General features: G+C 37.0%; 13 protein-coding genes. 4 read left to right on the plus strand and 9 right to left on the minus strand.

Going from position 1 to position 12,565, the window contains the following annotated elements; translation table 11 throughout:
• Positions 1 to 34: 34 nt before the first annotated feature.
• Positions 35 to 1,381, minus strand: coding sequence for an ABC transporter substrate-binding protein (locus CTER_RS08665; protein WP_004624925.1), 1,347 nt, complete (start codon positions 1,379 to 1,381; stop codon positions 35 to 37).
• Positions 1,382 to 1,637: 256 nt separating this feature from the next.
• Here CTER_RS08665 and CTER_RS08670 point away from each other — a divergent pair, with 256 nt between their 5' ends.
• From CTER_RS08670 to CTER_RS28250, 3 genes are all read left to right on the plus strand, one after another.
• Positions 1,638 to 3,158 (plus strand): response regulator transcription factor, encoded by a 1,521-nt coding sequence (locus CTER_RS08670; RefSeq protein WP_004625033.1) that lies wholly within the window; start codon positions 1,638 to 1,640, stop codon positions 3,156 to 3,158.
• Positions 3,159 to 3,202: 44 nt separating this feature from the next.
• Positions 3,203 to 4,948, plus strand: coding sequence for a sensor histidine kinase (locus CTER_RS08675; protein ID WP_004624777.1), 1,746 nt, complete (start codon positions 3,203 to 3,205; stop codon positions 4,946 to 4,948).
• Between the two features lie 333 nt (positions 4,949 to 5,281).
• The gene (locus CTER_RS28250; protein ID WP_165585955.1) at positions 5,282 to 5,422 is read left to right on the plus strand and encodes a hypothetical protein; all 141 of its coding nucleotides are present in this window, start codon (positions 5,282 to 5,284) and stop codon (positions 5,420 to 5,422) included.
• A 51-nt stretch (positions 5,423 to 5,473) separates the two neighbouring features.
• Here the strand turns inward: CTER_RS28250 and CTER_RS08685 are convergent, their stop codons facing one another.
• From CTER_RS08685 to CTER_RS08690, 3 genes are all read right to left on the minus strand, one after another.
• Positions 5,474 to 5,656: an IS66 family transposase gene (locus CTER_RS08685; protein WP_040760562.1), complete on the minus strand. Its 183-nt coding sequence runs from the start codon at positions 5,654 to 5,656 to the stop codon at positions 5,474 to 5,476.
• Positions 5,602 to 5,829, minus strand: coding sequence for an HNH endonuclease (locus CTER_RS29150; protein WP_341349517.1), 228 nt, complete (start codon positions 5,827 to 5,829; stop codon positions 5,602 to 5,604). The genes CTER_RS08685 and CTER_RS29150 overlap by 55 nt, the downstream gene beginning before the upstream one ends.
• A gap of 926 nt (positions 5,830 to 6,755) precedes the next feature.
• Positions 6,756 to 7,025, minus strand: a complete 270-nt coding sequence (locus tag CTER_RS08690) for a hypothetical protein (protein WP_004624940.1) — start codon at positions 7,023 to 7,025, stop codon at positions 6,756 to 6,758.
• A 117-nt stretch (positions 7,026 to 7,142) separates the two neighbouring features.
• On the opposite strand from CTER_RS08690, the gene CTER_RS08695 reads away from it, so the two are divergent.
• On the plus strand, positions 7,143 to 7,388 hold the full coding sequence (locus CTER_RS08695) for a helix-turn-helix domain-containing protein (protein WP_004625094.1): 246 nt from the start codon (positions 7,143 to 7,145) through the stop codon (positions 7,386 to 7,388).
• 46 nt (positions 7,389 to 7,434) lie between these two features.
• Here CTER_RS08695 and CTER_RS28750 read toward each other — a convergent pair whose 3' ends face one another.
• The 5 genes from CTER_RS28750 to CTER_RS08715 form a co-directional block, all read right to left on the minus strand.
• Positions 7,435 to 7,593 (minus strand): recombinase family protein, encoded by a 159-nt coding sequence (locus tag CTER_RS28750; protein ID WP_242834951.1) that lies wholly within the window; start codon positions 7,591 to 7,593, stop codon positions 7,435 to 7,437.
• Positions 7,560 to 7,787, minus strand: coding sequence for a recombinase family protein (locus CTER_RS28755; protein ID WP_242834952.1), 228 nt, complete (start codon positions 7,785 to 7,787; stop codon positions 7,560 to 7,562). The genes CTER_RS28750 and CTER_RS28755 overlap by 34 nt, the downstream gene beginning before the upstream one ends.
• Positions 7,757 to 8,335: a recombinase family protein gene (locus CTER_RS28760; RefSeq protein WP_040760564.1), complete on the minus strand. Its 579-nt coding sequence runs from the start codon at positions 8,333 to 8,335 to the stop codon at positions 7,757 to 7,759. The genes CTER_RS28755 and CTER_RS28760 overlap by 31 nt, the downstream gene beginning before the upstream one ends.
• A gap of 380 nt (positions 8,336 to 8,715) precedes the next feature.
• Complete coding sequence (locus tag CTER_RS08710) at positions 8,716 to 10,248, minus strand: RNA-directed DNA polymerase (protein ID WP_004624861.1); 1,533 nt, start codon at positions 10,246 to 10,248, stop codon at positions 8,716 to 8,718.
• 338 nt (positions 10,249 to 10,586) lie between these two features.
• Positions 10,587 to 12,554, minus strand: coding sequence for a GAP1-N1 domain-containing protein (locus CTER_RS08715; RefSeq protein WP_004624951.1), 1,968 nt, complete (start codon positions 12,552 to 12,554; stop codon positions 10,587 to 10,589).
• Positions 12,555 to 12,565: the final 11 nt, after the last annotated feature.

Genomic DNA, 12,565 nt, shown 5'->3' on the forward strand with positions numbered 1-12,565 from the left:
GAAGGGCCCCCTCCACTTCCAAACTTATTCTTTATTATTTCAAGTCTGGTATCTTATTTCTTAATTCTGTCTCAATCATCTCAAGAGCACCGTCCACGCCAATTGTCCTGTCGTTGTTAATTGCTTCAGTTACCAAGTTGAATGTATCGGTGATCACTACATCATGTACAGAAACAGGGCGCACATTGATATTCTTCATTGCTTCAACAAACAAGATCTGCCCCAAGTTTTGATCGCCAAAGCTTTTTTCAGTTAACTTTGCAAATTCCGGATCGTCATAAGCTTGCCTATTGCTGATGTTGAACCTGACAGTTTCACGCTGGGATTTCGTTCCTTCTTCAGTTAAGAACCAGCTTATAAGGTTAAACGCTTCCTGCTTATGCAATGCTTTTCTCGGAATCATAAAGCCTGATCCACCCCAGCTGAAGCAGCCTTCCGGGGGAATCATCAAGCCCCAGGCATCAACGCCATCCGGATCATTTGGCGTAATGACATAGTTGGGACTCCATGAAGCACACGGATAGAAAATATGCTTGCGTTCAGCATAGGATGCATTATACGCCGGTGAAGATTCGATAATATTATCAACAATCCCGCTATCTCTGAAATCAACCATTCTTGTAACAGTCTTTCTGACTGAGCTGTCCATGTCGAGCACATTGTCTTTTATGATCGGAGCCGGATTCTGGCCGTCTATAATCTGCTTTACGTTTGTAAGGCTGGCAAACATGAATATTTTCCCGTCTGACTTATCACGAACCCCTAATCCTACCTTTTTAAATGTATCCCAGTCAGGAAGCATTTTCTGGAGCTCCTCGGGATCGTCTGTTCCAAGGTACTGCTTTGCCATTTCTTTTTTGTATGCCAAAGCTGCAGTACTAACATCATATGGCAGGCAAACCAGTTCTCCCTTTTCATTTTTACACAGAGGCATAAAATAATCAAAAGTAAGAGATTCATCAAAATTAAATGGTTCCTTGCTCAGATCTTCCCAGATATCAAGTGACATCATAGTACCGCGCTGATTGATTTCACTTGGTACTATGTCAGGCATATCAAGGCCTGCATTAATAGTTGTCTGTAGCTTCTGGAAGGCTTCCATCTGCTGAACCGTGACATAATCCAGAGAAATATTTGCATTGGTGAGCTTAATATAGGCATCAACAATTTTCTCAATTTCGCCTGCGTTCCATCCCCACATTGTGATTGGTACCGGGCCGTCGGCCTGTTCATTGCCGGTTTTTGCCTTTGTTGCAGGAGTGGATGTGCCGTTATTGTCCTGCTCGTTTGCACTTCCGCACCCAGCAGCAACAGTCAGGAGCATCAACAGCGAAAGTACCAGCGAAAGTGCTCTGGCTAATCTTTTCTTTCTTGTTTGCATTTTTCATTTCTCCTTTACAGTTTTATTTACGGGTATTCGTCCGTTTCAATCGGGAATACCACACTTTATCTATAATTTTAGTAAATCTGACGAAAGAAACAATACTTCAAACTATAGGTTTTGTACATTATTTATATATTTATTGAGTTTCCTGCGGGCTTTTGATATAATACTAATACGGTCATTTGCTTACAATAATATATAGAAATTTATATAAATATATAGACATTTGTATGGAAAACAAGGTGCGTAAGACATGAGAAATCTAAAAGTCACTTTCGTAGATGACGAATCTATTGTAATATCAGATCTTTTAACACTAATTGACTGGGAAAATAGCGGATTTATTGTTGAAGGATGGGCTTATAGTCCTGACAATGCTTTGAGACTGGTGAAGCAGTGTTCTCCGGACATAGTATTTATGGATGTATCGCTCCCTGGGATGGATGGTATTGAACTGTGCAAAAAGATCAAGGAAATTGTTCCATTTGTTACTTTTATAATTCTTAGCGGATATATGAATTTTTCATATGCTCAGAGGGCTATTGACGTGGGCATTTTTACGTATCTTGTCAAGCATGAGATGACTTCGGAAAAGCTTCTGGATGTAATGAAAAAAGTAAGAGCAAAAATAGAAAAACAGGAAAATGAAAATACTTTGATACGTACGCACGCACTGAAAAACTATCTTCAGCAGCATTTAACGACAGCCCAGCTCTCAATCCTGGAGCAGGCGCATTTATCACCCTATCGCAAGCAGTTTACGCTAATTATGCTCACTGCCCTTGTTCCATTTCTGCTCAGGGGCAGCAAGGAACACAGCCTTTTCTCGTCCTATACGGGCAGCCCCGTTGAGCTGAGTATTCCCGAAAACCATACAACAAATATTTTTGAACAGAATGGTGATTTAGTTGTCATGACGAACTGTATCCAAAATGTTACGAGCGGCAAAGACTATTTGTTTTGTGTCCGGCAGCTTATAAATACGATTCAGAACGACTTGCTTCAGAAGTTTGGCATGAATTTTTTTGCTGTTTACCTCCCTCGCGCATCAAAACTCGAGACACTTCATCATGATTTTGAATTATTGCACAAGTGCCTGCCGTTGTATATATTTCATAAAATTCCTGCAATGCAGATATCGGGGCAAATAAACCATAGCATCGCCGCTGAGTTGGATATTTCATTTATCAACCGCGATGGGTTTTTAAATTCTTATCAGGAAATGGTGGATAAGACCTCAGATGTACTGGATCGGGCTCGTAAAATGGAAGATTTCGGACTGTTTTCAAAATGTGTTAACCAGATCCTGTTACTATTGTCGGGATTCGGCATGGATATTATAAAGAACAAAACAGAGATTTCACAGCTTTTAGATGTTGAAAGTGTATCCGAATATTTATTGCTGCAGTTAAGCGAGCTTTACCGCAGCAATACGCTAAAAAGCGGCTTATCCGCATCTACTTGTTTTGTCATTAATTATATCAAAAAAAATTATAACAGCTGGCTTTCCTTAAGCGAAGCATCAGCCTTGCTTAACAGCAATAGCATGTACATAGGCAGAAAATTCAAATCAGAAACAGGAAAGGCTTTTCACGAATATTTGGCAGATTATCGGATATTGCAGGCAAAGGAACTGCTCTGCAGTACAAATATGAAAATACGTGATATAGCTCAACAGATAGGAATCTCAAATAGTCAGTACTTAAGCAAAACTTTTAAAAAAATTACCGGAAAAACCCCGTACGAATACCGAAATCAGCATTCCTACAAATAATAATTTTTATCTTGCGCTAATAACACTGGAAAAGGATACCGATTATGAAGCATGGAATAAAGTATTCTGTCATGTCTCGACTGATTGCAGTTGTATTTATTGTTTTGATTTCATTTGCAGGTATTTTTTATTATATATTTATTCCAAATATGCAAACAAATATTGCAAAATTCGGAAATCATGAGGCACAGAAAAATCTAACCCAAATTGAAAACTCTGTAGACGAAATTTACAGGCTGAGTGAATATTTATCGCTGAACAGTGATATGCGCGCATTCATTGAACGGCGCGATTATAAATCAGCTTCGGAGAAAGTGAAGAACGTGACTCATTTGTTGCAGAATATTAAAAATAACATATTGTTAAAAGATTACATTCACAGTTACTGCATTATTGCCAATGACGGGTCGGCTTATTGGAGTGAGTGCGCCTATGATGATTTTTTTATTGATTGGTTTGAGAAATATGCGCTAAAGGGTAATTCTTCAAAAGAGTATCTTGGATTTACAGGGAACTACGCTTTCCCCTCCAGAACAAGTAATTTTGTTCACCTCAACCTTATCAGCTGCATCTTCAACATAAATAATGTCAATAACAGGGTTCCAACAGCTATCGGACAGGTTATTATAAATTTGGATCTGGATACTCTCATGGAAGGCATTGTTACTGAAAACAGTATCTTTAGCCAGATCGCCATATTCGACGAGCGTGACAATATGATTTACTTTTCCGGGGGTGAAAGGACTAAGTTCCTGCAGGAAGTAAAACAGCTTAAAACAAATTTCGAAAAATCAGAAAACGGCTATTATTTTACCGATGTTGTAAATAATTGCAACTGGAAAATCGTATCTTTTTTAAGTAATCAACATGTAAATAAGATTATGGATATTCCTTTTGTGATTCCGGCAATTATAATTATTATTGTAGCATTATTGCTTATTTTCATTTTTATCTTCCCCCGATTGATAAATGTATCAAAGCAAATAATAAAGCTGGATCAGGCAATCGGAACCGTGGCAAACGGCGATTTGGACATTTCTGTATCACTTATAGGCGAACGTGAGCTGGCCAATATTTCGGACGGATTTAATCATATGGTCGTAAAAACAAAGCAGTATATGAAGGATGCTTTGGATAATCTGGAAGCCAAACAAAAAGTATCGTTTGAGTTGTTGCTTACCAAGATCAATCCGCATTTTATCTATAACACACTTAATTCAGTCATCTATCTTGCCAGAAAAAACCGAAATCAGGATGTTATAAAGCTCACAAGCGCATTTATTTGTTTGCTGCAGGATAGTATTCATCTGGAAGAAAACAGCCTTTTCGAACATATAGAAACAGAGCTTGAAGTAATAAATCAATATATTATTATACAAAAATATCGTTATATGGATCAATTTTTATTTAATTGCACCTTTGACCGGGAACTGGAGAGAGCCCTTATCCCCAAAAATATATTACAACCTCTGATAGAAAATTCTATTTTGCATGGTATATGCCCCAAAGGATCTTCCGGCCTTATAGAGTTAGCAGTAACCAGGGAAAATAATTATATAAAAATCGTTATTACAGATAACGGCATCGGGATGGAACAGGAAAAAGCTGATCAATTGCTCAGCAGAAACAATTTAGACGAATCTTGTGCAGCACATTCAAAAATACGCCCAATCGGGATTGGTAATGTGGCGGAGAAGCTCCATTTTACTTATGGAACCGATTACCGGTTCACTATATCCAGCAACCCTAATCTGGGTACTGCTGTTACAATTATTATGCCTATTCGCTAAATCCAAGTCCGTAAGATCATTTTGGATGGGTATGAACATACTTTAGTGTAAATGGCAAGCGCTGGAACACATACCGTACCCTAAAATAACAGCTTCACAGGTTTTGATGTGAAGCTGTTATTTACCAGAAGCCTTCTCTTGCAATTTTCTTTGTGTAGTTGTATTGCTCTCGTATCAGTTTTTTGAATTCGGTGTCTGATAATTCATTATACAGTCCTACCCCTTCTTCATAGAGACATTTAATATATTAGGTCGCAGTAATGGTCATCCTCACGGTGCATTTTTCGGTAGCGTTTATCAAGCTCGTATGGAAAATCCAGGCTGTAAGCTATTATGTCTAATTTGCCTCTGAGATATTCCTTTGTCATATTCATAGGCTGGCTCACTCCAAGGCTTCTTCTTTCTATTATCTACTGTGTTATTCCCGCATTCAAGCTGTGCTTTTTCAGTCCATGGCAGATATTCGTCCAGTAAAGAATTATCTGACATAAAATAACGTACTCTACAGTTTCTCTTATCAATCCTTCAGTCAGCCTTTTCTCTGTCACCTTTTTTCCTGACAGGGACTTTACGTTTTTTAATATTTATTACCGAAAAAACAGGCTCAACAGTATTTTCTATAATTTCTTCATCAAAGAGAAGATACTGCCCATTTATCTGAGGCGTTTTTTCACTTGATGCACCAAAACGCTGCTTTGCTGCATGCAAGAGTGCCTGTGTAAGCAGGTGGGTATTTTTTCTGCTCGTGAGGCGTGTATCAATTTATGGACGGTTTCATGTACCAGAATAAGATTTTCGTATTTATCCCCGCCACCATTTTGCTTTGGTGTGATGTGGTGACAATGGATTTCACTGGTATGCTGAAACGGAATGCCCAGTATTGCACATTTACCCCATTATGCGCAGAAGAGCAAGATACGATTATCCGCATATTCTGCGCTTGCTCCTCTTAGTGGTTGGTATCATAAGGGGAACGTTTATTCGGAGGTTATCGTGCAATCCTACTCGTCCCTCTGCTGTGTACGCACACCAAGATTTTTGTTTGCAACGGGGTTTTATTCGCCGTACTTGCCCGATTCTCAACTGACCGATTGGAACGGAAACCAAAGCTGTTTTCGCTGAATTTCGCCTTACATATTGGCTCCATAACTGCTTGACATATTGCTGTATCAACCTATCCCATATACAGGGAATACCAAGTGGCCGGAGCGCTGTTGGGTCATGTGGCTTTGGGATGTCCTTTCTTCTTACTGGTTTTGGGCGGTATCCATATTTGCTACCAGTGACGATAAATTTTACTTTTTCCACCACTTCGTCCATTGGTATTTTATCAATGTCCTTAATGGTGAGTTTGTCAGTTCTAGCGGTGTTGCTACCGGTATTTGACTTGATGTTGCGGTATGCCAGAAGTACATTAGTACCCGTAGGTCTCCACTATAATCCTGTCAGTTGGAATGCGCCTGTAACGCACTATGGTATTTCATACATGCAATTCTTACTTTACCACGCTGACTGCGAATTAACGCCAGAACACATTTCTATGTCCCAAAGGTATAGACCCGTACATTCGCGGATTCGTCAGATAACATTTATCATTCTGACCATAGGTACTTTATAGACCTCCGACCTGTAGGTGACACCATCCACCTCTGGACAGTTTTCGGATTGTTAAACCTTAACAATCTACGGTCACTCTCAGACGACTTCACCGAGCTTCTGACATCTATAAGCTTTCGCCATAAATGCCAGTCGGAGTATTAAGGGGAGCGTTTCAAGGCGTTACCCTGTCATTCCACTCCTTGGATTATCAGTTCTCCTGTTCCGTTGTTTCATTGCTGTTTTCCTTATACGTTTGTGCAGCACACAGAAGAGCAAGCATTATATAATCTTCCTTTGCTTTTGCCTCTTCTTTATATTTTTCGATTTCCTCATTAGTCATTTCTGGATTTTTGCACATCTCTTCCACAAACTCAAAATGCGTTATTATCCAATAGATGGCGTTTTGTGCCTTGTTAGGCAGTTCTTTAATAGCCTCTTCGATTTTGACCAAATATTCGTTCTTGCTGTTTTCCATCATTCATGGCCTCCCAATATGCAAACTGGATATATTTATCCAATTATAGCACGGTGATTAGGGTAAAATCAAGATGGATATATTTATCCAGCAAAAGAAATTTCGCTTAGGGAGGTAGCTATGTCTAACGGATTAAAACAAGACATTTCAATCGGTCACAATCTTAAAGCTTTGCGCAAAAAGGCTAATTTATCTCAACGTGAGGCATCTGCCCAGTTAGAGATTTTGGGTATTCCAATGACTGAGGATATTCTTGCTAAAATAGAGCAAGGTCGCTATAGTGTGCGCATTAGCGTTCTATTAGCTTTGAAACAAATTTATGGTATCAACTCATTTGATGTGTTCTTTGATGGATTGCATTTGTAAGTTGATACCATTTGAACAGTGCTTAACCTTTTCAGTTAGGAACGAGTCACACTGCACGCTTTGCCATTTCCTCCTGAACCATATCGAATACTTCAGCAGAGATAATGGCCGGATGACTGTTCTTTACATAATACTTGTTGCGCTGTCCATCATTTCTCCTTTTCTTACCGGTCATAAAATCTTCGGTGAAAGTCTTTTGAAGCATTGTGTCACCCTTCCCTTGTATTTCTCATTGGTCAACATTCTCTGAATCGTTTTTGTATCCCAGATGTCCTTACCTGTTACAGTCTTAATTCCTTGGGCTTCCAGATAGGTTTTAATTTGTCCCAACGTCTGGCCTTGTATGTATAAGTAAAATATCTTTCTGACTACCTCTGTCTGTTCCGGCACAATGACCATTTCACCGTCAACACAGGTATAGCCATGAAATTCTTATACTTCGTATAAATCTCGCCCTTTTCGAACTTGCGCTGAATTCCCCACTGGATATTCTCGTTGGTATTCCGGCTTTCGTCCTGCGCCAGCATACCCCTTAGCGTAATCTCAAATTCTTTATCCGCCTCTATTGAATCCGGTTTCTCATTTTCAAAATGCATATTGATCCCTCGCTCTCTTAAAAATATTGTGATTTTCAAAATCTCCAGAGTGTCTCTTGATATCCTGCTGATTGACTTTGTGAGGATGTAATCGATTTTGCCTTTTGTCGCTTTTCTGAGTAGTTTGTCTAGACTTTTTCTGCCACTTCTTCGAAGCCCGCTTTCAATATCATAAAAAACACCGGTAAAAAGCCAGTTGGGATGGCCTTTTATCATTTTCTTGTACGCATTTATCTGAATCTCAAGGCTGCGCAGTTGCTCCGGCCCGAAGGTGCTGACCCGGCAATAAGCGGCAACTCTAAGCTTTTTATTTTCTTTCGGTTTAGCGGGTATAATCCTTACATTTTTCATTGTCCTTCGCATCTATATAATAAAATGAGACCTCATTAATATTCTACCAAAAAGAAAAGACGTGAGGGAATTCACTCACGTCAAAGCATATTTCTTGCATCAACCCCGTTAAGCCTTGCAACGTCAGTGTTTCAATCGTTGCAACAGGACTGCGGCTTCCACATGCCTTGAGTGGGTAAAAAACGCTGGTGTCAAGTCAGGGCTAAAAATTTTATTTGTTATTGCTAAAGAATATAATCAGTTCAACTTGTCCATCATGATGTTTATCATTATGAGATTAGCGATAAATCATATACGTTATACGCATTATATGGATATGGTTTCATACAATTAAAAATCCTTTTATTAATGTAAGAAAAGATCATAACAATAGAACCTTTTCAATCACAAAAATGCACATTATTTTGTTTAAGATATTGATACATTAGCAAATTTTTATTCAGATTAAGTTTAGATATAAGAACTCCCTCATTTATATAGCCTGAAACATAAAGTTCATAAATTAGAATCCAAGAAAACGCATTATTACTTACTTGATTTACCTTTTCCTGGCCCAGCAAACCTTTTCGTATAAGAATAATTTTAGCCAATTCATTTTTACTTTCTACAATTTGCTTCACTAGTAATTCATCAATTTGAATATTGCCGGTTTCGATCAACAAATGTAACAACCACAGTACTTCTAAATCGTGCTCATAACTAATATGTCTATTTAACATTTGCTTTATAATGACAACATCTTTTTCATCTAAAGTCAGACTTTCTTTGTTTTTAATAAGTAAAGAACATGCCTTTGTCAAAGAACGTTCATTGTTTTCAATAATTGTCAACAAATAAGCTTTATATAGAGATGTGCTGGTTGGTTCTATCGGATTTTGCTCTAATGTTTTGAGCAAATATCTGAGTGCTCCTTTAGTGCCGTTTTTCTCCAAGATTAAATATGTATTAAATAGCTCCATTAAATCTGAATTATCCAAATTCTCTTTCATGAGTCCTTTAAAAATCTTTTCTAAATTCTCTGCTACATAATAAGGGAAATCAAATACTTCCGTCTTTTCATAATTAAGAGAAAATCCATACATTTTAAGCACCCTTGTAAAAATACTTATTATTGTCTTATTGTCATCATCAAAAATATAAATTTCATAATCATCAACATATCGTGAAAATCTAATACCCTCGCTACTTAGTTCCTTGTCAATGCGAGTAAGAATTCCTTCTGCTATCATTTTTGATATTAACGGACCAGACAGCAATCCGTTGGTTCTATTCAAATTTTGTCGTCTAAGAACTTCGTCCAGCTTACGATATTTTCGATAAATATTATCAATTGTCTGGTCATTAGAATCCTTTAAAAATTTATTATAGTTGCATTCTGCTCCTTCCACACCTAACAAAATTGCCGGTATCATATGCATATAGAAGCTGGAAAAACAATTTGATATATCTAGCTTTAATACTTTCTTAGCTCCGGTTGCTTTAATAATCTTTTTAACGATATTTTCAATGTAATTGGTAGAAATCTCCTCCATTTGAGTTAATTCCATTAATTGAGTCATTGTTCCACCATATGATTGTTCATGTCTCATAATGCTATCATTTTTGCCTAAAATAGGAGAAAATGATGCATCATTGTTTTCAGTAAACTCAATTATATCTTTAACAATCTCTTCTTGCCTGATATAATTTCGAACAACGGTATACGCTCCGATTTCAGGAATAAAAATATTACGCCTAGCATCATTATTATTATATCTACTCATCGTAAAATAATATGGTTCAATCAAATCACAACTCTCAGAGGGAGCTCTCATAAATACTTTGGGATCTAATTTAAAACAGGGAGGTAAATATTCAGAAAAGAACCCTGTTTCAGCTATTTCTTTTTCTATAGTTGTATAATTTCTAGGCATTATATATTTTTATTCCTCCATATACATTTTCTTTTGTTCTTGATATATTCCCATTATTATCCACATATGAAGCTCGGACTTATTCCCCAGTATAAACATTACATAACGTTCATTTTGTACTATAACGAGTACCTCATTAAGTACATTTGGAATAACATTTATCGTCAGTTACTCTATCAAAGAATATAATAACAAAACGACTTGTTTGCACTGACTCTGGATAAATGAAGTTTCTAATTCTAAGCGACTTAGAAAAAAGAGGAAACCCTAGTGTGTATTTAATATGTCCACCATGTGAACTACACATCTGATTTTTGCAGGCTAATACCAACTTGTCATCAGTTCTTATTAATTGATGTGCTATCTCCGAAATCAATGTCGTATTTTCTAAGTTTTGCAGCCTTGCGTAAACGTTTACACTTATCCCAAGAATTATACCATGCAACTTCTGGCAGCAAGACAGATAACCTTTCCCATCTGCGATATTCCATACTATCATTAGCAAGTACTTTGTGTACCGTTATAAAAATAAATTTCAGTAATTCTTTTGAAAAAAAATAGTTTGATCGTAATGTAATAGGTAAAACAAACTGCGCAAACTCTGATCTAACACTATATGCGCTGTTATCGCGGCAGAATCTTTTATAAAGCCTTTCCCATATTTCTGGTGATGTTGATTTTATATTATTATCATACGGATCAAGTACACTGATTACTGCTTCAAATAGCGCAGAACTTTGTACATATTCCAACTTGTTTATACTTAACACTTGGTTTTTTTTGCAGAGCATATACCACAATTTTAATGTGGAATTATTAACATTCCTGGTATCGTACCAGTAAAATAAAGCTTCGATTGAAGAATCCTCAAAAGTTTTATACATCTCATCCGAAAGATCATAACTACTTGTTTTAAATATTAGATATATGATATCACGACATGCGTTATTCTCTTTCTTGAGTTCATCTGAGAATTTTCTAAGTTCTCGTAAAGCTTCCACCTGTATGTTTTTTGGTTGTTTCCACACATCCTCACATAGCGCCAATTTCCAATTAAAACGAAGCATTAGCGAACACATATTGGCATTTTGAAGCAACAACAAGGAATAGTCATTAAGTTCAATGAGAGTAGCGATATATTTAACTGTGTCCTCTCCGGCCCTGTTAAGATTATGATCCATTAACTGCGGGAGTGATTCCAGCATCTGTTGATGATACTGCGTCCATATCCAATTTAACACATTTATTAGCGTTTCATCCACAATATAATTTTCTACACTCATGGATTGATCTATTGTTAAAAAGTCAAATAAAACTTTAATCAAGGCATTAGGATTTCTTTCATCTTTACTTTTGATGGGTAAGAATATTGTTTCAAAGGTTTTTTTCATCACAGTTGAAACATCTTCGTCATTTAGTTGATTTTGCAGAATATTTACTGTTTTGCTAACGTAAAAGTCCTCTAAATTAATAATCGTTTTGTAAATTTCTTCAAACATCGCCCAATAACAACGTCTATAATATTGACTGTTACAAAAGAGAATGAATTTCTTTATATCGTAAAATTCTTCTTGCGTAATTGTATTACCAGCAGTATCGTTGTGTGGATTTCCAATGTTTTTGGGAATATCTGTATACATCACGCCTTTCTGATTTGTTCGAGATACTAATTTTGATAAATTAGCAGGTACAATTTGTAAATCGAGCTGAACTCGATTTAATGCTCTATTGGAAAAGGATCCAGTACAAAACGAAATATCACTAAAGAAATCCAGTCCAGCCTCTACAATTAATAATTCCAGCGCCTTATTAAAAAATTTGACATTAGTTGCTGCAATAATAATAGGTTCCAAGTGATACGTCATCAATAAAAACATATTAAGTGCAGACTCACATACATCGGAATCAGAGATTATTTCATTTTTGCTTTGAGGAAGCACATATATCGGCTTGCTGTACCGGTCTTTCCATCCAACTTCATTACTGTTTGGTCTCTGAAAGAGGCTTTCAAAGTCGATAGTTCTTAGATCAGTTATAGAACTATACTCCAACAGCAAAGTATGTGTCCAAACGCATCCCGGGCGGCTCATTTCTTGTGCATACCAGGTTTTGCTTAATGCATAGTAGTTATCTGACTGCAAAGGGCACCCCGTCAAATAACCGTCGAATGCGCTAACCATTTCTGAACCGGATAAATCGGTTAATGGTTCTAACATTTTTATTGATTGATTTGAAAGTGAACCAGAGGATGCTAGTAAGTGATGCCCACTTGAGTATCCCCATATTGCTTGGTGTATTTTAATCATATTAACATCTC

Origin of the sequence: Ruminiclostridium cellobioparum subsp. termitidis CT1112, assembly GCF_000350485.1 — a bacterium.
GTDB classification, from domain to species: Bacteria; Bacillota; Clostridia; order Acetivibrionales; family DSM-1351; genus Ruminiclostridium; species Ruminiclostridium termitidis.